Source organism: Methylovulum miyakonense HT12, from assembly GCF_000384075.1.
GTDB classification, from domain to species: Bacteria; Pseudomonadota; Gammaproteobacteria; order Methylococcales; family Methylomonadaceae; genus Methylovulum; species Methylovulum miyakonense.
Map to the genome: position 1 here is coordinate 2,553,302 of NZ_KB913025.1, position 20,882 is coordinate 2,574,183.

The 20,882-nt window shown below is 50.2% G+C and carries 21 protein-coding genes; 9 read left to right on the plus strand and 12 right to left on the minus strand.

The window, feature by feature from the left end; genetic code table 11:
• The first annotated feature begins 264 nt into the window (after positions 1–264).
• The 3 genes from ftsH to METMI_RS0112815 all read left to right on the plus strand — a co-directional run bounded on the left by ftsH (position 265) and on the right by METMI_RS0112815 (position 4,685).
• Positions 265–2,184 carry an ATP-dependent zinc metalloprotease FtsH gene (gene ftsH / locus METMI_RS23975; protein ID WP_019866696.1) on the plus strand — a complete coding sequence of 640 codons (1,920 nt, stop codon included), beginning with the start codon at positions 265–267 and terminating at the stop codon, positions 2,182–2,184.
• Between the two features lie 585 nt (positions 2,185–2,769).
• A complete protein-coding gene (locus METMI_RS23980) occupies positions 2,770–3,303 on the plus strand; it encodes a tetratricopeptide repeat protein (RefSeq protein WP_019866697.1) in 534 nt (177 codons plus the stop codon).
• A gap of 128 nt (positions 3,304–3,431) precedes the next feature.
• Positions 3,432–4,685, plus strand: coding sequence for a dicarboxylate/amino acid:cation symporter (locus METMI_RS0112815; protein WP_029151675.1), 1,254 nt, complete (start codon positions 3,432–3,434; stop codon positions 4,683–4,685).
• 123 nt (positions 4,686–4,808) lie between these two features.
• Here the strand turns inward: METMI_RS0112815 and METMI_RS0112820 are convergent, their stop codons facing one another.
• Positions 4,809–5,471, minus strand: a complete 663-nt coding sequence (locus METMI_RS0112820; RefSeq protein ID WP_019866699.1) for a protein-L-isoaspartate(D-aspartate) O-methyltransferase — start codon at positions 5,469–5,471, stop codon at positions 4,809–4,811.
• Positions 5,468–6,223 (minus strand): 5'/3'-nucleotidase SurE, encoded by a 756-nt coding sequence (gene surE / locus METMI_RS0112825; protein ID WP_019866700.1) that lies wholly within the window; start codon positions 6,221–6,223, stop codon positions 5,468–5,470. Before surE ends, METMI_RS0112820 begins: the two co-directional genes overlap by 4 nt.
• Before the next feature lie 74 nt (positions 6,224–6,297).
• Here surE and METMI_RS0112830 point away from each other — a divergent pair, with 74 nt between their 5' ends.
• Positions 6,298–6,843, plus strand: a complete 546-nt coding sequence (locus tag METMI_RS0112830; protein WP_019866701.1) for a Smr/MutS family protein — start codon at positions 6,298–6,300, stop codon at positions 6,841–6,843.
• A gap of 73 nt (positions 6,844–6,916) precedes the next feature.
• Here METMI_RS0112830 and METMI_RS0112840 read toward each other — a convergent pair whose 3' ends face one another.
• The 8 genes from METMI_RS0112840 to gshB all read right to left on the minus strand — a co-directional run bounded on the left by METMI_RS0112840 (position 6,917) and on the right by gshB (position 14,002).
• Positions 6,917–7,657 carry a PEP-CTERM sorting domain-containing protein gene (locus METMI_RS0112840; RefSeq protein ID WP_019866703.1) on the minus strand — a complete coding sequence of 247 codons (741 nt, stop codon included), beginning with the start codon at positions 7,655–7,657 and terminating at the stop codon, positions 6,917–6,919.
• Between the two features lie 708 nt (positions 7,658–8,365).
• Positions 8,366–9,655, minus strand: coding sequence for a dihydroorotase (locus tag METMI_RS0112850; RefSeq protein WP_156829993.1), 1,290 nt, complete (start codon positions 9,653–9,655; stop codon positions 8,366–8,368).
• Positions 9,655–10,617 (minus strand): aspartate carbamoyltransferase catalytic subunit, encoded by a 963-nt coding sequence (locus tag METMI_RS0112855; RefSeq protein ID WP_019866706.1) that lies wholly within the window; start codon positions 10,615–10,617, stop codon positions 9,655–9,657. Before METMI_RS0112855 ends, METMI_RS0112850 begins: the two co-directional genes overlap by 1 nt.
• Positions 10,610–11,116 (minus strand): bifunctional pyr operon transcriptional regulator/uracil phosphoribosyltransferase PyrR, encoded by a 507-nt coding sequence (gene pyrR, locus METMI_RS0112860; RefSeq protein WP_019866707.1) that lies wholly within the window; start codon positions 11,114–11,116, stop codon positions 10,610–10,612. Before pyrR ends, METMI_RS0112855 begins: the two co-directional genes overlap by 8 nt.
• A complete protein-coding gene (ruvX, locus tag METMI_RS0112865; RefSeq protein WP_019866708.1) occupies positions 11,116–11,580 on the minus strand; it encodes a Holliday junction resolvase RuvX in 465 nt (154 codons plus the stop codon). The genes pyrR and ruvX overlap by 1 nt, the downstream gene beginning before the upstream one ends.
• Positions 11,573–12,136, minus strand: coding sequence for a YqgE/AlgH family protein (locus tag METMI_RS0112870; RefSeq protein ID WP_019866709.1), 564 nt, complete (start codon positions 12,134–12,136; stop codon positions 11,573–11,575). Before METMI_RS0112870 ends, ruvX begins: the two co-directional genes overlap by 8 nt.
• A gap of 40 nt (positions 12,137–12,176) precedes the next feature.
• Positions 12,177–13,055, minus strand: a complete 879-nt coding sequence (locus tag METMI_RS0112875) for an energy transducer TonB (protein ID WP_019866710.1) — start codon at positions 13,053–13,055, stop codon at positions 12,177–12,179.
• Complete coding sequence (gene gshB / locus METMI_RS0112880; protein ID WP_019866711.1) at positions 13,052–14,002, minus strand: glutathione synthase; 951 nt, start codon at positions 14,000–14,002, stop codon at positions 13,052–13,054. The genes METMI_RS0112875 and gshB overlap by 4 nt, the downstream gene beginning before the upstream one ends.
• Positions 14,003–14,129: 127 nt before the next feature.
• Here gshB and rpmB point away from each other — a divergent pair, with 127 nt between their 5' ends.
• The 4 genes from rpmB (at position 14,130) to METMI_RS0112905 (ending at position 17,334) form a co-directional block, all read left to right on the plus strand.
• Positions 14,130–14,366 carry a 50S ribosomal protein L28 gene (gene rpmB, locus METMI_RS0112885; RefSeq protein WP_029151676.1) on the plus strand — a complete coding sequence of 79 codons (237 nt, stop codon included), beginning with the start codon at positions 14,130–14,132 and terminating at the stop codon, positions 14,364–14,366.
• A gap of 11 nt (positions 14,367–14,377) precedes the next feature.
• Positions 14,378–14,533: a 50S ribosomal protein L33 gene (gene rpmG, locus METMI_RS0112890; protein ID WP_019866713.1), complete on the plus strand. Its 156-nt coding sequence runs from the start codon at positions 14,378–14,380 to the stop codon at positions 14,531–14,533.
• A 411-nt stretch (positions 14,534–14,944) separates the two neighbouring features.
• Entirely contained in the window at positions 14,945–16,396 is a 1,452-nt protein-coding gene (locus tag METMI_RS0112900; protein ID WP_029151677.1) for a circularly permuted type 2 ATP-grasp protein, read from the plus strand.
• A complete protein-coding gene (locus tag METMI_RS0112905; RefSeq protein WP_019866716.1) occupies positions 16,396–17,334 on the plus strand; it encodes an alpha-E domain-containing protein in 939 nt (312 codons plus the stop codon). Before METMI_RS0112900 ends, METMI_RS0112905 begins: the two co-directional genes overlap by 1 nt.
• Positions 17,335–17,463: 129 nt before the next feature.
• Here the strand turns inward: METMI_RS0112905 and METMI_RS0112910 are convergent, their stop codons facing one another.
• Together METMI_RS0112910 and METMI_RS0112920 are read right to left on the minus strand one after the other, a co-directional pair.
• Complete coding sequence (locus METMI_RS0112910) at positions 17,464–18,735, minus strand: amidohydrolase family protein (RefSeq protein ID WP_019866717.1); 1,272 nt, start codon at positions 18,733–18,735, stop codon at positions 17,464–17,466.
• A 460-nt stretch (positions 18,736–19,195) separates the two neighbouring features.
• Positions 19,196–20,191, minus strand: a complete 996-nt coding sequence (locus METMI_RS0112920; protein WP_029151678.1) for an AraC-like ligand-binding domain-containing protein — start codon at positions 20,189–20,191, stop codon at positions 19,196–19,198.
• Positions 20,192–20,335: 144 nt separating this feature from the next.
• Here METMI_RS0112920 and METMI_RS0112925 point away from each other — a divergent pair, with 144 nt between their 5' ends.
• Positions 20,336–20,785: a hypothetical protein gene (locus tag METMI_RS0112925; protein WP_019866720.1), complete on the plus strand. Its 450-nt coding sequence runs from the start codon at positions 20,336–20,338 to the stop codon at positions 20,783–20,785.
• Positions 20,786–20,882 lie beyond the last annotated feature (97 nt).

The following is a 20,882-nucleotide window of genomic DNA, read 5'->3' on the forward strand; positions in this document are numbered from 1 at the left end:
AATAAAGTGGTTTAGCCTTTTAAAACAATTGCTTATATTATTATGTTAGGGCTGCGGCCAGTTGCCGGAAGCCTCTGTAAATAAAAGACTTTTCTATGTAAAGGTGGTTTAATTGTCTTGAAGCCAAGCGTGGTTAAATTGGTGAAGTACAATTAATATCAATCTATTAGGGCGGCGTGGAGGCGTCGGGTTTTGAAAAGCGATAAGTATCGTAATCAACAAACGTCTAACAGATGGCCTTGCTAAAGGCCAGGGGATAATGAAATGAAAAAATATATACTGAACGCGCTGCTTTGGGGGGTTGTATTTACGGGGGCATTCCTGATCTACAATCGCGTAAACACAGCTCCGCCTGTACAAGACTCGCTTGCCTACTCGGATTTTATCATCAAAGTTAAGAACGGTTTGGTTGACCGTGTCGAAGTCAATGGGCAATTGATCAAAATCCGTACTACCGATGGCCAAAATTATGAGACCTTCAATCCTGGCGACCCGCATTTGATTGATGATCTGCTGACCGCCAATATCCAGATACGGACGACGCCGCCTGTCCAGCAATCTTTGTTAATGCAGATATTTATATCTTGGTTCCCTATGTTGCTATTGATCGCCGTGTGGGTCATCTATATGAGGCGGATGCAGGGTGGCGGCGTAGGCGGCAACAGCTTTGGTAAAAGCAAAGCCAAAATGCTTGAAGAAGACAAGATGACCGTGACTTTCGATGATGTCGCTGGCTGTGAGGAAGCGAAGGAAGAAGTGTCCGAGTTGGTTGATTTCCTTTCTGACCCGCAAAAGTTCCAAAAATTGGGCGGAAAAATCCCCCGTGGCATCCTGATGGTGGGCCCTCCGGGAACAGGCAAGACTTTGATCGCCAGGGCCATTGCCGGCGAAGCCGGGGTTAAGTTCTTCACCATATCAGGCTCTGATTTCGTCGAAATGTTTGTCGGGGTTGGCGCCTCCAGGGTTAGGGACATGTTTGCCCAAGCTAAAGAACACGCCCCCTGCATTATCTTCATCGACGAAATTGATGCGGTGGGCCGCCAACGCGGAGGTGCCGGTGTCGGTGGGGGCAATGATGAGCGTGAGCAAACCCTGAACCAATTGTTAGTGGAGATGGATGGTTTTAACGGCAACGAAGGCGTGATCGTTATCGCTGCGACTAACCGTGCGGATATTCTTGATAAAGCCTTGCTAAGGCCTGGCCGTTTTGACCGCCAAGTCAATGTCGGTCTGCCTGATGTGCGCGGACGGGAGCAGATCCTCAATGTCCATATCAAAAAAGTCCCTGTTGCCGCTGATGTGGAATTGAAATATATCGCCAGAGGCACGCCCGGCTTTTCAGGTGCGGAACTTGCCAACGTAATCAATGAGGCGGCTTTGTTTGCGGCACGCGCCAACAAAAAAGAAGTGACCATGCAAGACCTTGAAAAAGCCAAGGACAAGATTTTGATGGGCGCGGAAAAACGCACAATGGTGATGAGCGAAGATGACAAGTTGTTGACCGCCTATCATGAAGCGGGGCATTGCATCGTCGGGCAATTGTCCCCCGACCATGACCCGGTGTACAAAGTCAGTATCATGCCACGGGGACGGGCTCTGGGTATCACCATGTTCTTGCCTGAACAAGACCAGTACAGTGCCAGCAAGCGTAAATTGGAAAGCCAAATCGCCAGCTTGTTTGGCGGCCGTATTGCCGAGTTGATGATTTATGGCGGCGACCGTGTCACCACTGGCGCGTCCAATGACATCGAACGGGCCACCGAACTGGCGCGGAACATGGTCAAACGTTGGGGTTTTTCTGAAAAGCTCGGGCCATTGGTGTATGGCGAAGAACAAGGCCAGCCTTTTATGGGTTACCAAACGCAAGGCAGTTCCGTGTCCAACAACGTCGCCCAGCAAATTGATGAAGAAATCCGCGCCGTGATTGACCGCAATTACCAACGCGCTGAAACCTTGCTGCAAGAAAACATCAGTATTTTGCACAAAATGGCGGATGCGCTGATGAAATGGGAAACCATTGATAAAGATCAGATCGAAGCAATGATGGCAGGGAGAGACCCTGAACCACCAGCGGATGACAGTGATTTATTGAATAAACCTAATTTTAGCAAGCAGGAAAAAGTTGAGGTGAAACCTGTTACCAAGGTGAATATCAACAAAAACAAACCTGCTAGACAAGTTTGAGGTGCGCTCATTTTGGAGGGGGGCTTTGGCCCCCTTTTTTTTGCCTGAAAATTGCCTGGATTGGCGGGTGCTTAAATTCGCCCGGGTCTCTGCTTATCTTTGCCCGTAAGTTAACCGCGTCCCTATGCAATCACCGTAATTGCATAAAAACAGTTAAGGGGATATTATCTTTCGCCTTTAACTTATTTTAAAAACTCCTCGCAAGCTACTAACGGTTTTTAAGATGTGTAAGTAATCGTTCTCAAGTGGTAATGTCTATTTGCTGTATTCCTGAACCATTTATCAATGGGCATCAAAGTTTCTTCAGCGGGGTGGTGTTGATTAGTGGGTTTTGATGTGCGTTGAGTATAGAAAAATAACATGATAAAGCTTAATAAGAATGACACCCCTTCCCCAGTATCCTCATCAAAATGCCCTAAATGCGGTTGTGAAGAATTTCGCAGGACAACATTCCGGTCTAATGACCCTTTTTTGATTAGAACTTTTTACAAGGCTTATCGTTGTAAAAAGTGTCGTTACCGTTTTTTTCTTGCTAACACGATTATCGTCAGTTGGTGCTTAATTGTCTTGGGGCTTTCATTATTTATGTTACTCGCCTGGGCGGTGCAACGGTTTGACATCCCTGAATTGGAAGCCCGTGATATAGCCGTCTATGACCGTGCCAAAGAACGGGCCCGGAGTGGGGATGATGGGGCCGCCGAATTGCAAGTGGGTATCTTGTTAAGTGAGGGCAGGGGGGTCGTCAAAAACGATAAAGAAGCGGCGCAATGGTTTAAGAAAGGGGCGTTACATGGCAATGTTGAAGCCCAATATCAGTATGGCAATTCCCTATTTAAAGGGGTGGGCGTGTTGCAAAATTATAAGGACGCCATTTACTGGATTGAAAAAGCCGCACGCTCCGGTTATGTGAAGGCCCAATATGATTTGGGCAATATTTACCGGTTTAAGTCGGGCGTGGCGAATGATGACAAGCGGGCTTATCTTTGGTTTACGTTGGCGGCGGGGCAGGGTTCAATGGAGGCTGCGATTGGCCGGGACCAGATAGAGGGCAGGCTCAAACCAGAAGAAATCGCCGCTTTGCAGGAAGAGGCCAGCCGGATCATTACCGAATCAAGGTAGCAATGGCTATGATGCCAGATTGATCTTATGGGGAGGGCGGCAATACAAAACCTATGGGATTCTGGTGGTTTTGCGTTGGCGGTTGGTACGTGTCCATTAATGCCGTAACGGATTTATTTTTATTGATTATGTTGAAAAATATCCATCGCCACCTTTATGCACAAGTGCTTGCTGCGATTTTTATGGGCATTTTGCTCGGCCACTTTTGCCCTGAGACGGCAGTCGCAATGAAGCCATTGGGTGATGGTTTTATCAAACTCATTAAGATGCTGATCGCGCCTATTGTTTTTTGTACCGTGGTGACGGGGATTGCCGGAATGCAAAGCATGGAACGGGTCGGGCGGGTCGGCATTAAATTGTTGCTGTATTTTGAGGTGGTTAGTACGCTGGCCCTAGTTATTGGCTTGTTGGTGGTGCATATCATCCAGCCTGGCGCCGGTATGAATATTGATGCCAGGAATTTAGATGCCCAAAGCCTACAGGGCTACACTGAAGCTGCCAAAACCCATAATACAGTTAGCTTCCTTTTAAATATCATTCCTGTTAGCGTCGTCGATGCCTTTGCCAAAGGCGATATTTTGCAAGTGCTCCTCTTTGCCGTGCTGTTCGGTTGCTCCCTTGCCGTAATCGGTGATAAAGGCGCTCTCGTGATGCGTTTTATCCATAATGTTTCAGAGGTGCTGTTTGGTATCGTCGAGACAATTATGAAATTGGCCCCCTTGGGGGCTTTTGGGGCCATGGCTTTCACTATCGGCCAATATGGGGTGCATGCGCTTGCCCCATTGGCGAAATTGATGGGCAGTTTTTACTTGGCCTGTGGCGTGTTTATTTTTGGTGTTTTAGGCCTGATTGCCAGATGGAGCGGGTTTAGTCTGGTCAAATTCATAATTTATATCAAAGATGAATTGCTGATTGTGCTGGGCACCTCCTCATCTGAATCGGTGCTGCCGCGTATCATGGGCAAGCTTGAACGTTTGGGCTGCGCTAAGCCGGTTGTGGGATTGGTGATACCGACAGGCTATTCTTTTAATTTGGACGGCACTTCCATTTATCTGACCATGGCGGCCGTTTTTGTGGCGCAAGCGACCAATACGCCGCTGACCTGGGGTCAGGAGTTGACGTTGTTGGGGGTGTTGCTATTGACATCCAAAGGTGCGGCCGGTATCACCGGAAGCGGGTTCATTACCTTGGCGGCGACATTGTCAACTGTCCCGACAATACCTGTGGCCGGGCTTGCGCTAATTTTAGGCATTGACCGCTTTATGTCCGAAGCGCGGGCGTTGACCAATTTGATTGGTAATGGCGTGGCGACAGTGGTCGCCGCCCGTTGGGAAAATGCCTTGGATGAAACCCAATTATCGTCCGAGCTTAATGGTAAGTAATTTTTGGGGTGCCAGCCACAAGACTATTGCCAGGCCGAATCCCCCTATTCAGGCATCGGTTGCCGGAATCCGGCCTACAGGGAAATGGGGTTTTCATGGCGGTTGCTTCAACCGCCACCATTTTTACTCTTTGCCAGGCAAAAAAGGGACAAAAGAAACGCTTTCAAGGTATTCGATTTTATAATTGACGCCAGTCCGGGTGATCCTTTGTAGGGTTTGGGATCGCCCGTTTTCGCCAACTGGCATGACCAGCACCCCGCCAACCGCCAATTGTTGCAACAAAGGCTCAGGGACTTCAGGAGCCGCAGCGGCAACCAGAATACCGTCAAATGGCGCATAATCCGCCCAGCCTAAATTCCCGTCACCGTATAGGTAACTGATATTCTTGAATTTCAAATTCCATAGTATGTCTTTGGCTTTCTTTTGCAGGGAGAGGATCCTCTCCACCGAATAAACGTGGTCAACCAGTTGCGCCAATATTGCTGTCTGGTACCCGCAGCCCGTACCGATTTCTAGGACTTTAGATAAGCGCCCGGATCCCATTAACAGTTCAGTCATCCTGGCGACGATATAAGGCTGTGAAATGGTTTGGTTAAAACCGATGGGCAGGGCGGTGTCTTCATAGGCGCGGCTAGCCAGGGCTTCGTCCATAAACACATGGCGCGGCGTGTGGCGCATGACATCAAGTACCTTTGGGTCAGTAATGCCTTGTTCCGCTAAGCGTTGTACCATGCGTTTACGGGTACGGGGCGAAGTCATCCCTATGCCTTGCAAGTCTAGGCTCATAGGCATCGCCCCTTGGGCAGCCATGCTTTGAGGGCGTTGATGCGGCCATACCAAGTCAAATCAAGCTGTAAAGGTGTGACCGATACAAAGCCTTCGGCAATGGCGTAAAAATCCGTTCCGTTGCCGGCATCCTGTTCCCCGCCCGGCGGGCCAACCCAGTAAATCGTCCGGCCGCGCGGATCTTCGCTTTTTATGACGGGCTCGGATTTGTGCCGTTGTCCCAAGCGGGTGGCCTGATAGCCCTTGATCGCCTGCAAAGGGAGGTCCGGTACGTTGACGTTTAGGATCGTGTCTTGCGGTAAGGGGTTTTCCACCAATTGTTTGAATAGGGTGACGGCGACGTGTGCGGCAGTGGCAAAGTTAACCGGGTTGTTTCCGGCTAAAGAGATGGCGACGGCAGGAAGCCCCAAAAAACGCCCTTCGGTTGCAGCGGCGACAGTGCCTGAATAAAGCACGTCATCACCTAAATTGGAGCCGTGATTTATGCCGGCAAACACCATGTCAGGCTCCTTTTCGAGCAAGCCGGTAATGGCGAGATGCACGCAATCGGTGGGGGTGCCATCTACTTTGATGAAGCCATTATGGGAGGGGTATGCTCGGAGAGGCATTTCCAAAGTCAATGAATTGCTGGCTGCACTACGGTTCCTGTCGGGGGCGACTACGGAAATATCGGCGTGTTCCCGTAGTGCATTGGCTAATGCAGAAAGGCCCTCAGCCAAGTAGCCGTCATCATTACTTAACAAAATGTGCATTATCTATCGCCCTGATACAGAATAAGCTATAAAATCGAACATATTAACAACTATAGCCAACAAAATCAGCTTCCGTGACAAAAAAAATCCTTAGTGCAGAAGACCGCGATTTATTTCGGGAAACGGTTGGCAACGTGCGTTCGGTGAAAAATGATAAAGCCTATACCTACGGGCAAAATAAACCCAAACCCTTCCCCCGACGGCCAATGGCCGGGCCCGAAGAAGATCTGGCCCTTACTTTGGGGGAGGGCGCCTATGGGCTATCCCCTGTCGGGGCGGAAGATGAGATTAGTTATGTTGCCCAGGGCATGCCTAAGGATAGCCTGGTGAAATTGCGTCAAGGCTATTTTGTGCCGGAAGCAGAAATGGATTTGCATGGATTGGGCAGTAACGACGCGAAGCGGGAGCTGGTAAGGTTCTTGCGCGATTGTGTGAGGTCTGGCTATCGCTGCGTACATATTGTCCATGGCAAGGGGTACCGTTCCGAAGACCAGTATCCGATGTTGAAAAACAATATCAATCTTTGGTTAAGGCAGCATATGGATGTCCAGGCCTTCACGTCAGCGGCCCCTAAAGATGGCGGGGCCGGGGCTGTGTATATTTTGTTGTGTTTGCCGTAACGCCTTACCGCTTCCAAGGCAATAAAAAAGGCCGCTTTAAGCGGCCTTTTTTGCAAGGTTGCGGATTGTTTTTTTAGACTGGGCTGCGTTTGCGCAGCAATGCGCCACTCAGCACGATGCCCATCAACAACAATGTGCCGGGTTCCGGTACGAAATTACCTACTAACACTTGGGACAGCATGGCTCCGTCCGGGCCAAGGTTGAACAATGCAATGGCGTTTCCTGGCGATAAGCTTGGGGCTAAGGCTATCAGGTTGGCGATCCCTTGGCTGAAAGTCAGGGAGCTGACACCTGAAATGTCGGCACCAGTGGCGGTGACCGTGGCGCCGTATATGACGGCCCAAATGGCGGCCTGGACTTGACCTGAAGCTATATCGTGGTTTAGGCCTGAGGGGAGGCTGGCCAGCAGTTGGTTGCCATAAGTCGCCAATGCCATGACATCATGGATTTGCTGGCCCGATAGCGGGTTTGAGTTGGCTTGGGTGGAGCCGCTGTTGTCAGTTTGCAATATGCCCGTTGTGTAACTGTAGTGCCCGCCCAGGTATATGGTGTGCAAATCGTCTACGCACCATGTGGCAAGGGTGCCATATTCTACGGTGTCCAATAGTATTTGGCCAGCGTAAGGGCGGGTGACGGTATGGCCATTGGCAAAAATGCTACCTGCGCCAGGGGTGGTGATTGTCAGGTCAAACGGGGTTCCTGATGGTAACCTGACATTGGTGATTGTCACCGTTGCCGCCGTTGCGATGGAGCTGAACAGCAAAAGCAACAACGCGCCTGCAATTGCAAGTTTGGGTTTAATTATGGATGGCATGTTAGTGTCCTAAATATTGTTAATAGAGATTGTGGATGCTATTTATATGACCAAAATGCAACGTGACACATGCGCTTTGTTATATATTGTAATGGCTACAAGCACTATATATGCCAAAAAAATTAATATATTTGCAATTTAATAAGTTATAGTTTTTCTGTTTCTATTCAATAAATTAGTTGTAAAAACAATTGACACCTTTTGTTTGTATTAATGTGGATTTTTTAATAGTGGAATGGGCGTTTATTAATAAATCCAGGCAAGTTGGCTGTTTTATGCCTTTATTGCTGTTAAAAAAGCTGACATTGATTGGGTTTATGCATGGTTTGGAGGACCCAAAAGCATTGCCTTGTTGCTGGTGGGGGGGGGCTTTGGGGCACCGTCCGGGTTAACACCCGGCTTGCCATTTGGGTGATTCGGGATATATTGGCAAATCAACAAACAATAATTAAAAAAACAGAAGGTTACAGTATGAAAGCATTATATAGTTTCTTAATGATAGTCGCCGGCATAGCGCTTGTGTATAGCATTATGGTCTTTATGCCGATGTTATTTACCTATTTGTCAAACGGCAGCGTTAGGCCATAAAAAGTTTTATTTGTTAATGGGATGTGTAGCGGCTCCCCTTAAAAGCGATAACCTTTCATGGAGTGGGTTATCGCTTTTTTGGTTTAAGGATTACCCTGGTGGATTTAGGTTTGGGGTTTGTTACCGGTAACTTGGGACACAAAAAATAACTTTGCCGGCCTGCAAAGTATGGGTAACCCTGCCTTTAAACGTTTGGTTCCAAAAGGGCGTATTGACACCACGGCTATGCCAATTTTGCTTGTTGATTTGCCAATCCATATCAGGGTCAAACACGCACACATCGGCGGGAAACCCGGGGGTCAGCGCACCGCTCCGCAGTTGTAAGATACGTGCTGGCTGCTCGCTTAAGGCGGCTATGCCCTGTTCCATAGTGATCGCGTGTTGGGACACCAGTTTCAGCATGAGCGGCAATAGTGTTTCCAATGAGGAAACGCCTGGATCGGTCTCTGGAAATGCGCCGAGTTTGGCATCTATATCGTGGGGCTGGTGATCCGAACAAATGCTGCTTATCGTGCCGCTTGCCAGCCCTTGTCTAAGGTACTGTTTGTCGGCCTCGGTGCGGAAAGGGGGGAGGACGTGATAAGCGCTATCAAACGGTTTAATGTCATTTTCAGTCAAATGCAACTGGTGTATCGACACATCGGCGCTGACATTAAGGCCGTATTTATTGGCCTGGTGGATTTTGATGACCGAACGTTTACAACTGATTTGCCCAAAATGCACGCGGCAGCGGGTCAGCTCCGCAAGCTCCAGGCATTGGTCGAGCGCAATGGTCTCAGCGGCGTCCGGGATGCTTGGCAAGCCGTAGCGCGTGGCGACCGGGCCTTCATGCGCGCAGCCGTTATTGCCTAGCCAGTAATCATTGGGGCGGAACATCAACAACAAATCATGGCTGGCGGCATATTCCATAGCCCGCCTTAAAATCAACAGGTTGCGTATCGGCTGGTTCGCGTTGCTGACCGCAATACATCCCGCTTCCTTCAATGCCAGCATTGAGCTCAATTCATTGCCTTCCAGTTTTTGGGTCAGCGCGGCGATGGGGTAAACTTGCGGGTAATTGGCTTTTTCCGCCAATTCCTTAATCAGCTCGGCGACTGCGGCAGTGTCAATCACAGGGTTGGTGTCAGGTTGGAGGCACATGGTCGTGACACCGGCGCTGGCGGCGGCGCGGGTTTCACTTTTAAAAGTGGCTTTTCGGCTGTGCCCGGGCTCGCGCAGACGTACGCTTAGGTCAATGAATCCGGGGCAGACAATCTGGTTGCTGGCATCAATGACAATGTCCGCCTTAAAGCCTGCCGGTTCCTCGGCCACCGAGGCAATTTTGCCGTCGGCAATATAAACCGAACCGATGCGGTCAATTTCGTTGGCGGGATCAATAACCCTTCCGTGCCTGATGTGTATTTTGCCCATCATGAAACCCCGTGCGGCTGCATCGCCATTGACATAATTGCCATGCGCACGGCGATGCCGTTGCTGACTTGTTTTAAGATAACCGACTGCGGGCCATCGGCGACGTTGGATTCAATTTCCACGCCGCGGTTGATCGGCCCTGGGTGCATGACGATGGCATCGGGTTTGGCGATTTTTAGCTTGCTTTCGGTTAGGCCGAAGCATTTGAAATATTCGCTCTCGCTGGGCAGCAATGCCGATGTCATGCGTTCTTTTTGCAGGCGCAACATAATAATGACATCTATGTCCTGCAAACCTTCGGTCAAATTATGCGAGACCGTGACCCCTAACGTTTCCACATGGGCGGGTAGCAATGTCTTTGGGGCGATCACCCGAACTTCAGCCGTGCCCAAAGCGTTCAGCGCCTGGATTTGGGAGCGGGCGACCCGTGAATGCAGGATATCCCCGATGATCGCCACGCGTAATGGCGCGAAGTCTTTTTTTATCTGGCGGATGGTGAACATGTCCAACATCGCTTGTGTCGGGTGGGCATGTTGGCCGTCGCCGGCATTGATGACGCTAATGTGCGGTGCGGTATGTTGGGCGATGAAATGCGCCGCGCCGCTGATGGCGTGACGGACGACAAACATGTCCACGAACATGGCTTCCAGGTTACGGATGGTGTCGAGCAGGCTTTCGCCTTTGGACGTGGAAGACGTGGCTATGCTCATGCTCAGGACGTCCGCAGACAGGCGTTTGGCGGCGAGTTCAAAGGTGGTGCGGGTACGGGTGCTGTTTTCAAAAAACAGGTTGACGATGGTTTTTCCCCTCAGCAATGGGACTTTCTTGATTTGCTGGTCGGATACGCCGACAAAGGATTCTGCCGTGTCAAGGATCTCGGTCAAGAGGGCTTGGCTTAGGCCTTCAATGGTCAGGAAATGTTTAAGCTTGCCTTCTGCATTTAATTGCAAATTATCAGTCATGGCTGGCTGTGGTTTCTATGTGGATGGCTAAAGGCTCGGGGCCGGTGAGTTTGATGCGTTGGTTGGCCGCTAAAATGACCTGCTCACCCGAACAGTCAGGGGAAATGGGGATTTGCTTGCCGTTGCGTTCGATCAATACGCCTAAGACCACCTGCTTGGGCCGGCCATAATCGAAAATCTCATTGAGGGCCGCCCGTACCGTCCGGCCTGTATAAAACACATCGTCAACGAGGATGATGTCACGGCCTTCGATGTTGGGCGGCAATTGGCTGGGTTTGACATTGGGGTGCACGCCAATTTGCGAAAAATCGTCACGGTAAAAGGAAATGTCCAGCAAGCCTAAAGGTTCTTGGATATTAAGGCGTTGGTGCAGCGCTTCAGCGACCCAGACGCCGCCGGTACGGAGGCCTATCATGAGCGGTTGGGCCAGTTTCCTTTCATGGATGACCCGGTTCAACCCGGTTTCAAGGTTGTCGAGCAAGCAATTGATGTCTAGCACTAAATAGTCCTTTTCGTAAAATCGTTGAGCCAACTTTGCAGGATAAGCTGTGCGGCCAATTGGTCTTGGACAGCCCAGAGTTTGGTGGCTTTGATGCCAGTGTCATCGAACAAAAGCTGTTTCGCTTCAAAGGTGGATAGGGTTTCGTCCTGTTGGTGCACCGGCAAATGGAAACGGCCTTCCAGCTGCCGGCAGAATTTTAACATGCGCGGCGTTATCGGGTTGTCGGTGCCATCAGATTGTCTGGAAACGCCCACAACCAATCCCGCAGGCTGCCATTCGGCAATTAATTTGCCAATCGCCTGCCAATCAGGATTTTGGTTGGGCGAACGTAGGGTCTGTAATGCGCTTGCCGATCCGGTCGTCGCTTGGCCAACGGCGGTGCCGATTTTTTTATTGCCGAAATCAAAGCCCAGGTAGGTGTCGTTTTGGGCATTGGCCCTTAATGGGTCAGTTTTAACCATGTCCGGCCAGTGTCGTTAATTTGTTGATGTCGATGCCTATTTGTCCGGCCGCCGCGCTCCAGCGCAAGTCAACGGGGGTGTCAAACAGCACTTCTTGCCCAAAAGGCGTGTTTAGCCAAGAATTTGCAATCATTTCTTTTTCCAATTGGCCTTCGCCCCAGCCCGCGTAACCTAAGGCCACTAAATATTGTTCCGGCCCTTTGCCGACGGCAATGGCTTCGAGGACATCACGGGATGTCGTCAGTGAGATAGTCTCTGAAATGGGTAACGATGCGTGCCAGTCGCCGCCAGCCGTATGTAGGACAAAGCCGCGTTCCTGCTGTACCGGCCCGCCTGCGAAAATGGGGGTTTCAGCGGCAAGCAAAGACGTGAAAGGGATGTTCATTTGCTTGAAAATGTCCCCCAATTTCATGTCTGTGGAGCGGTTGATGACAATGCCAAGCGCCCCCTCTTTATTGTGTTGGCACAAAAAGGTGACGGTATGGAAAAATATCGGGTCAGCCAAGCCTGGCATGGCGATAATAAATTGGTTGCTTAAATAAGTGGGTTCTATCATACGGCTCAAATCAGTAAGGGTAGCTTGCGTTAGCAAATGGTTAATGTGTGCTCATGCCGGATTCATCAGAAAATTTCCATACTCGAGTGATAATCAGCACCTTGACTTCCTTAAGTAGTTCCGTTGAAAAGGGGGCAAAGGGCGCGCTCATTTTGACAATATTTTTTGCGGCTTCATCCAAAGCCGGGTTGCCTGAAGAGCGGCTGACAATGATCCGGTCAATGCTGCCATCAGATCTAATGCCAACTTCCATGGTCAAGCGGCCAAAAAAATTTTTTCTGGCGGCCACTTCCGGGTAATTCATATTGCCAATACGTTCAACTTTGGCCTCCCAGTCCTTTTGGTATTGGGCGGCCAAAAATTGATGGGCGCTGACTTGGTTGACCGATTTAATTTTGCTGTCGTCTGAGCTTTGCTGGCTCAAGCTGATTTCGGTGCCGAGTTGGGTCAATTGGCTACGCAAAGTCTCTTCAGTCAAACGGGGGCGCTCTTCTTCTATGCCATCACCATTGTTTTGCTTGTTTTCGGTCGCCACCTTCACAGTAGATGTTTTTTGGGCCAGTATTTTTTCCGCTGGCTTCGGCGCGTTGGGTGTTTCAGCTTGTTTGTTTATGGCCTTCCGCTCGCTATTGCCTGGGCTAGGCAGTTGTAATTTAGGTAACACCGTTTTTTTTACGGCTTCACCCGCGCCAATCTGATGGTCGGGTGCTAAAAATTTGGCTGCTTTGGGGGCTTTTTTTGTTGGTGTGTTAACCAGTGTAATGTCGATGGAACGGTTAAATTTTTCGGGTGCCGGAGCCGTGAAACTAACGCCTAAGATGGCAATGATATGGATGATGACCGCAATAAACAAGGCGATAAGTATCGAGTCGTTATTGGAAATTGCCGCCTTAGCGTTAAAAGCCACCTTTTTGGTCATGTATTAATTTTTGTCTCAATGTGGTCCATTAACAACCCGGAAATATTGAGGTTAAACTGGCGGTCCAGCTCTTGCACGCAAGTGGGGCTAGTGACATTTATTTCCGTCAATGCGTCGCCTATGACATCCAGGCCGACAAAGACCAGGCCTTTTTCACGTAATGTGGGGCCGACTTGCCGGGCGATCCAGAGATCCCGTTCTGTCAATGGGCGGCCTTCGCCCTGGCCTCCTGCGGCCAGGTTACCACGGGTTTCGCCCTGTGCCGGAATGCGCGCCAGGCAATAAGGGACAGGCTCGCCGTTGACCATTAATATACGTTTATCGCCATTTTTGATTTCTGGCAAATATTTTTGCGCCATGACATGGCGGCTGCGGTATTGTGTCATAATTTCCATGATAACGCTGAAGTTGGGATCCCCCAGCCGCAAATGGAAAATTGACGTGCCGCCCATCCCGTCAAGCGGCTTTAAGATGATTTCCCCCTGTTCGTGCAAAAAATCCCGGATCCTGGCCGGCTCACGGGTAACCAGGGTATCGGCGCAGCAGTCTGCAAACCAGGCGGTAAACAGCTTTTCGTTGGCGTCACGCAATGACTGCGGCTTATTGACGACGTAAGTGCCCAGGCTTTCGGCACGCTCCAATAAATAAGTCGCGTAAATATATTCTTGGTCGACAGGCGGGTCTTTACGCATCAGGATGACATCCAGCCCATCCAAGGGGATGTCTTGTTCGGCAATGAAGCTATACCAGTTTTCAGGGTGGCGTTGGACTTGCAGTGTCCGGGTTCTGGCATAGCTCCTGCCATTACGCAGATAGAGGTCATTAAGCTCAATATAATGGAGTTCCCAGCCCCTGCTTTGGGCTTCAAGCAGCATGGCGAAGCTGGTGTCTTTTTTTATGTTGATGCGGCTGATGGGATCCATCACCATACCGAGTTTTATAGGCATGTTGTTTCCTTATTTAAGCGTAAATCCTGTAAATTTACTTTATTTTATAGATTGCAGTTTACCTTGCAAAGATTTTTTGGTATAAAAGTCGGCTATTTAGCATTAAGGTATATCGTAGAGGTCAATCATGTCCAGAGTATGTCAAGTAACAGGAAAACAGCCGTTGGTCGGCAATAACGTATCACACGCAAACAACAAAACCAAAAGACGTTTTTTGCCAAATCTGCAACATCACAGATTTTGGGTGGAAAGCGAAAATCGTTGGGTTAGGCTGCGCGTTTCCGCTAAAGGGATGCGCATCATCGACAAGAAAGGTATAGACGCAGTGTTGGTAGACTTGCGTAAAAATGGCATTAAAGCTTAAGGGGATAAAATATGCGCGATAAAATCAAATTAATTTCTACAGAAGGAACAGGTCATTTTTATACCACCACCAAAAATAAAAAGACCATGCCTGAAAAAATGGAGATCAAAAAATTTGATCCGGTTGTCCGTAAACATGTCATGTACAAAGAAGCGAAAATCAAATAAAGGTTCCGTTTTCTTGCTGCTTGCTTGAGCTAACTGCGTCCTAAAAGCCGTGGTTAGTCAGGTGGCGCAACACCTCCGCAACACATCCCCCAATAATATGGTGGCTTTGCACCAGTTTATAATTTCAGTATGATTGTGTTGCACCAATTTAAGTCGTATAGTTTATATTGCTTTGTTTTGGTGCGTAATGATTGGCCTGAACACCTGAAAGACACTTTTCCCCAGAGGCAACCCTTGGCTTACAGGATGGTTTGCCGCGCCCAACTGATTTTTAAGTGGATGTGATATAAACTTAGGCTTACCATTAAGCCGAAACCTATTTGGCTGTTGGGAATAATACGGCGGGTTTATGGGATGGTGGCATATTTCATGCTTGATTTATTATAAAGTTAACTATAACTAATAAAAGCTATGAAATCGATCTGGGAAAACTACACAACCGAGAATGCTTACGATGAACTCATGTATTCCGAGTTTCAGCCGCGTCCGGTCAGCCACGGCTTGTGCCAATATTTAAATTCGCTGAAAAAAACCGATATAGACAAGCGTAAAATAGCGGCGGAACTGGCCATTATGGAAATGGGCATAACCTTTACCGTTTATAGTGACGAAGGCAATATTGACCGGGCGTGGCCGTTTGACATTATCCCGCGCATCATGGATGCAAGGGAATGGCGTATCATCGAAAAAGGCCTAAAACAGCGTTTGACGGCCTTAAATTGCTTTATCAGCGATGTTTATGGCGAACAGCATTTTATCAAGGACGGTAAGATACCTAGCGAAACCATCAACAGTTCCAAAAACTTCCGTAAAGAATGCGTCGGTATGAAGCCGCGCCACAATGTTTGGGCCAATATCTGCGGCACTGATTTGGTGCGCAATAAGGACGGTGTCATGTACGTCTTGGAAGACAATCTCCGTGTTCCATCGGGTGTTTCTTACATGTTGGAAAACCGCGTCATCACCAAGCGGGTCTTTCCGGAGTTGCTCCAAGGCATCAACATCCTGCCCATCGACGATTACCCGACCCAATTGCATGACATGCTTTCGTCGATCGCGCCCGAACATATCCCCAAACCGCTGATAGCCGTATTGACGCCGGGCATTTATAACTCGGCTTACTTTGAACATGCCTACCTTGCCCAGCAAATGGGCGCGCAATTGGTGGAAGGCAGCGATCTCGTGGTCAAGGATGACAATTGCGTGTACATGCGCACGATTGAAGGCCTGGAAAAAGTTGACGTGATTTACCGGCGTATTGATGATGATTTCCTTGATCCTGAAGTGTTCCGCAAAGATTCGGCCTTAGGTGTGCCGGGGCTAATGCGGGCCTGGAAAGCCGGAAATGTCGCGTTGGCGAATGCGCCGGGGGCAGGGGTGGCGGATGACAAGGTTGTCTATGCCTATGTGCCGGAGATGATCCGTTATTACTTGAACGAAGAACCCATCCTACCCAATGTGCCAACTTATTTGTGCAGCAACCCTGAACATTATGAATATGTCATGGCCCATCTTGCCGAACTGGTGGTGAAACCCGCCAACGAATCCGGCGGATATGGCATGTTAGTCGGCCCCCATGCCACAGCCAAGGAGGTCGCGGCCTTCCGCAAAGTCATCCAAGCCGATCCGCGCAATTATATCGGCCAGCCAACGTTAGCTATTTCGACTGCGCCGACCTTGTGTAAAGGTAAGCTTGAGCCACGCCATATCGACTTGCGCCCTTTTATCCTCCAAGGTGAAAACACCTTCGTGACCGCAGGCGGATTGACACGCGTCGCCTTGCGCAAAGGTTCGTTGGTGGTCAATTCATCGCAAGGCGGTGGCAGTAAAGATACTTGGATCATCAACATGGAGGGACATTAATGTTATCTCGTTCAGCAGAGCGCCTGTATTGGCTGGCACGTTATATGGAACGCACTGAAAACACCGCTAAAGTTGTCAGTGTCTATATGAATTTATTGATGGATTTGCCCAAAGGCGTGGAGATGGGCTGGCAGCAACTGCTACGCATTAACGGGGCGGAAGCTGAATTTTATGAAAAATACAAATCAGCGGGCGAGCGCAATGTCATCCGCTTTTTGCTCAGTGACGAAAGTTATATGGGCTCTTTATTTTCATCGCTGAGCGCCGCCAGGGAAAATATCCGCACCACCCGTGAATTGTTGCCGGATGAGGCCTGGGAGCAAGTCAATGAACTGTACTTATTTGCCAAGAATGATTTGGAAACCGTCTCCAATCGCCGTAGCCGCGTGTTGTTCCTGAAAAAAATCCTCGAGGGCTGCCAACGCTTCAGCGGATTGTTGTCCGGCTATATGAGCCACCATCACCCTTACCGTTTCATCCGTTTGGGCAGGAACCTCGAACGCGCCGATATGACCAGCCGCATCCTTGACCTGGCTTCATTGCTGCTGTCCGAATCACGCAGTGACGAATTGCGCCAATATGAAACCATTTTATGGATGAATATCCTGACCGCCCTGAACGCTTTGTTGATGTACCGCCAACATGTCCGTAGCCGGGTCAAAGGCGATGATGTGTTGAGTTATCTGTTGCTGGATAAAGATTTGCCGCGCTCCGTGACGCGTTGTTTAGTGGAAATATCCGATTGCATCAACCAATTGCCGAACAATGACGCGCTATCGGATCGCGTGCAGGAGTTGGAAGATTATGTCCAGGCCATAGATATCCGCGAAGCCACACAATTGCAATTACGCGTTATTCTGGATGATTTGCAAAACAAACTCGGCGGCTTGCACGGGCATATTGCTGATAACTGGTTTTCCAGGGTCATGCCGGAATAAATCCCGGAGGGGAGGCCAATTTGCCGCCGGGATTTCCCAGGATAGCGATAATGCGGTTTTGGCCCCGTCCCGCATTTGGGCTTGGGTTTGGAAACCCGGGGGAAAGGTTTGCAATCCCCCGTCAAATGCTTATTTGAACCGGTTTACCACAATGCGTCCGCCTGACATGACAAAGTCAGGGTATTCCAGTAGCTTGAACTTTTCGAATGGGTTGCCGCGCACCGCGATCACATCGGCAGGCGCACCCCGCGTTAAAGTCCCCAACTTGTTGATCCCTAAGTGCGCCCCTGCTTTGGAAGTGGCCGCCCTGAACACATTCAGCACATCCATAAAATCAATTGATGCACCGCTGGTTAACAGCAACATATAGTGCATTTCTTCCCCGTTGATGCCCCAAGGCACATTATCGTGCCCGATTTCTGAGCCATATAAAATTTGTGCGCAATTTCCTGGCGTGGCCTTTTCACATTCCGCTATCTTGGCCGCCAATTGGGCGGTATTGGAATGGATGCCCATGTGGGTGTTGGTGTCCACACAAGACCCCAGGGTGTCGATAGTGCTGACAAACGTTAACCCTGCCGTGCCCGCCGCTTGGGCCAATAAGTTTGGGTCAATGGGTGCGCAGGGCATGTGCGCAAACTCATCAACCCCAGCCAGCAATGCCCGTTCAAAACCCATGTTTTCGCCGACATGCGCGATGACACGCCTTACTGGCCTTCCGTCATGGGGGTGATGCGCCTCATCGACTATCGCATTGACGATAGGTTGGGAAAGGATGTCCCAAGGCGCGGCGGGCACAGGGTTGCTACCGTGCGGCATCATCCAAGGCGCGCCCGTTTCGCCGCCAGGTTCTAAGGCGATCTTGATCGCTGTCGCGCCGCCATCGACCAAATGTTGGACCACGCCTGGCGCTTCCGCCACGGAGGCGACGGTGTAACCAATCTGGTCAAAACCGCTGGTGCCGCCAAAGATATTCAAAGGGTAACCGCCGGGAGCCTGGATGATCGGCCCGACGCTAAACAAACGGAGCTGGCCCGGCCCGCTTTCAGGCGGGGCCAAGGCGCCACCGGTATCTTGCACGGTCGTTACGCCATGTTGCAGCACCTTATCTTTCCTGACGTTCTGAAAACCGATATGGGCGTGTGATTCAATAAACCCCGGCAATAGGGTGGCGTCCCCCATATCAATCACGCTGTTGCTGCACTGGCCTGATAACGCCGCTTTTGTCCCTACTTGTATGACCCTTTGGCCCTTAACCAAAACGGCCATATTCGTTTGCAAGTTGAAACCATCAAACAGCCGGTCTGCGGCAATGATCCTACAGGCATGCGCGTTGGCACTTAGGCCCTGCCAAAGTAATAAGCCAATCCCCAAAAGCTTAAGGCCATTTTTATTATTCATTCATTTCTCCAAAATGTTGTCTGTGTTGACGTTTATTGATTAGGCAACGGATCGGGCCGTATTGCAGGAAACCCATTGCCATCAAGCAAATGCCCAAGCGCGTAAACCGCCAATTTAAAGGGTGGCGAGCCGTTCGGGACAGGCCCGGCCCTGATGGGCCACATACGGGCAGCACTACCCATGCCACCTGCTGCATTGTTTTGTTGGCGCTTAATATGTAATTGATTTTTATTGTGAAAATGTAATTTACAAAAGTGCGTAAGAGGGTGTTGCAGGGGGCTTTTTGAAAAACCGTGTGAAATGGCTTAGGTGGCTGTGGCATATCACATGGTTTTTTTGATAGCCGATAGCGAGGGTTAAAAGCATTGCCCGGAACGCTTATGCCAAATGTCGGGACATTGCCCTCCGTTGGGGTCGTCTTCGCCTCAAAGCAGACGAAGCGATGGCAGGCCTGCTGGTTTTATGCGCGGGATGAAAGGATGCGGCAACGGTAGTCCCGTGGCGAACTGCCAAATTGCCGTTTGAACACCCGGCTGAAATGCGAGGGGTCATTAAATCCCCAGCGAAAGGCGATTTCCGAAATTTGCCGGCCGTCACAAAGCGGGTCTGACATATCTTTATGGCATTGCGCCAATCGCCGTTGCCAGACATAACGCATCAGCGAAGTGCCTTCGCTGGCGAACAAACTGTTGATGGAGCGCGGCGACAAACCTGAAAATTGGCTGACCATCGCTGTGTCCAGCCGGGCATTTGGCAAGTGTTGCTCAATAAATGCCTTGATGCGGTTCATGGCAAACACACGGCTTTTGGACAAGGTGACATTAAGCGGGCGCACCGAAGCCACCGCCAAGGCCAGCAAGTCCACTGCGTGTCCGGAAAGCGCGGCAAATTCTTGGGTGTTGACATGCCCGATCTGCCCGGCAAACGTGCGGAGGAAATGCGAGGCGATCAGGCCGCTGCCTGTGTGGCCAGGAATCCGCAAGGCAGTGCAATGGTCAGCCCCCGCAACCCGCTCCCGAAACACCCCGCGCGGTATCGCCACAATCAACTTGCTAAAATCATCGGGGCATTGGACGCGGTGGGCGAGCGTGGCGTCATAAATGGCCATATCCCCAGGCTGTAAATAGGCTTCACGGCCGTTTTGGGACAGCTTGTACCGGCCAGACACCAAGACCACGGCAAAGTACGCATCTTGGGAATTCCGCCAGGGCTCCTGTGGCAGGCGCTGTATTGAAATTGCGCTGGAGCGGATGACGGACAGCTGCAAATTCTGCCCTGAATAAATGGCCAAGTCTTGGGACATGCCCTGGTTGCCGGGCGAAGTGATGTCAACATGGGCATATTCACGGCAAATCACCTCGCGTAACCAACTTTGCCGTTCTTGCGGCGCGATGGTGTTGGTGCTGAGCCTGATGCCCGTTACCGCCTGATTGCCGGATGCTGAAGTGTGGGCCATGAAAAAACCTGCCTTCCCATGTTTGGGTGTTGTCAAAAAATACCTGGCCGCCGTTTCAGGCAAGCCGCCGTTCCGTCCCGTACCAACAGAAAAATCCACAAACCGTCATACTCCTGTTGTTTTTAAACTGAGTGGAGTGTGGCAATGTATCAAAATTATAATCGGGCAGGTAATGTTGTTTTATTGAGGGCGGCGGCCTTATGGTTGTTGGTGGCGTTGGTGTTGGCCTGGTGTTTGGTCGCAGTGAAACTGGAGCTGCCCCTGATCCCGCTGATTTTTAAAGATTTCGACCGCTTGCTGCAAGGGCATCTGGATTTTTTGCTGATGAGCGCGTTGCTATTCGGTTTTTATGCCGCCAATGTGCCGCTACCTTGGCAAGTGCGCTGGGCGATGGCGGTCGGCGCGTTTACCAATTCAAGTTTGTTCTTGCTGCAATCCATATTCCCGGCACTGAACCCGCCGACAAACGATGCGGTTTCAATGGCTTTCCGGGTGTTTTCCATGCTCAGCGTCTCCCTCACGACTTACGGTTTTGGCTGGGGGGCGGTCATTGTGTTCCGGTCCACCTTTACGATGGCCGACACTACGCGGTGAAGCGATGGCCTGAAAAATGGGCAATCCGCTTCCATAACATTTGGCCTGCCCTTAAGTGGCGGGTCGTTTAGGGCGAGGTTGCCATGCGCCAACTTAA

Coding starts and splice junctions, on each gene's coding strand:
- METMI_RS23980 (WP_019866697.1), top strand. CDS start 2,770: ATGTTACTCGCCTGGGCGGTGCAACGGTTTGACATCCCTGAATTGGAA.
- METMI_RS0112870 (WP_019866709.1), bottom strand. CDS start 12,136: ATGATAGAACCCACTTATTTAAGCAACCAATTTATTATCGCCATGCCA.
- gshB (WP_019866711.1), bottom strand. CDS start 14,002: ATGCCTATAAAACTCGGTATGGTGATGGATCCCATCAGCCGCATCAAC.
- METMI_RS0112855 (WP_019866706.1), bottom strand. CDS start 10,617: ATGACTGATAATTTGCAATTAAATGCAGAAGGCAAGCTTAAACATTTC.
- METMI_RS0112875 (WP_019866710.1), bottom strand. CDS start 13,055: ATGACCAAAAAGGTGGCTTTTAACGCTAAGGCGGCAATTTCCAATAAC.
- rpmB (WP_029151676.1), top strand. CDS start 14,130: ATGTCCAGAGTATGTCAAGTAACAGGAAAACAGCCGTTGGTCGGCAAT.
- METMI_RS0112920 (WP_029151678.1), bottom strand. CDS start 20,191: ATGGCCCACACTTCAGCATCCGGCAATCAGGCGGTAACGGGCATCAGG.
- rpmG (WP_019866713.1), top strand. CDS start 14,378: ATGCGCGATAAAATCAAATTAATTTCTACAGAAGGAACAGGTCATTTT.
- METMI_RS0112925 (WP_019866720.1), top strand. CDS start 20,336: ATGTATCAAAATTATAATCGGGCAGGTAATGTTGTTTTATTGAGGGCG.
- ruvX (WP_019866708.1), bottom strand. CDS start 11,580: ATGGTTAAAACTGACCCATTAAGGGCCAATGCCCAAAACGACACCTAC.
- surE (WP_019866700.1), bottom strand. CDS start 6,223: ATGCACATTTTGTTAAGTAATGATGACGGCTACTTGGCTGAGGGCCTT.
- METMI_RS0112850 (WP_156829993.1), bottom strand. CDS start 9,655: ATGGGCAAAATACACATCAGGCACGGAAGGGTTATTGATCCCGCCAAC.
- METMI_RS0112820 (WP_019866699.1), bottom strand. CDS start 5,471: ATGAGCCTAGACTTGCAAGGCATAGGGATGACTTCGCCCCGTACCCGT.
- ftsH (WP_019866696.1), top strand. CDS start 265: ATGAAAAAATATATACTGAACGCGCTGCTTTGGGGGGTTGTATTTACG.
- METMI_RS0112900 (WP_029151677.1), top strand. CDS start 14,945: ATGAAATCGATCTGGGAAAACTACACAACCGAGAATGCTTACGATGAA.
- METMI_RS0112905 (WP_019866716.1), top strand. CDS start 16,396: ATGTTATCTCGTTCAGCAGAGCGCCTGTATTGGCTGGCACGTTATATG.
- METMI_RS0112815 (WP_029151675.1), top strand. CDS start 3,432: ATGTTGAAAAATATCCATCGCCACCTTTATGCACAAGTGCTTGCTGCG.
- METMI_RS0112910 (WP_019866717.1), bottom strand. CDS start 18,735: ATGAATAATAAAAATGGCCTTAAGCTTTTGGGGATTGGCTTATTACTT.
- METMI_RS0112840 (WP_019866703.1), bottom strand. CDS start 7,657: ATGCCATCCATAATTAAACCCAAACTTGCAATTGCAGGCGCGTTGTTG.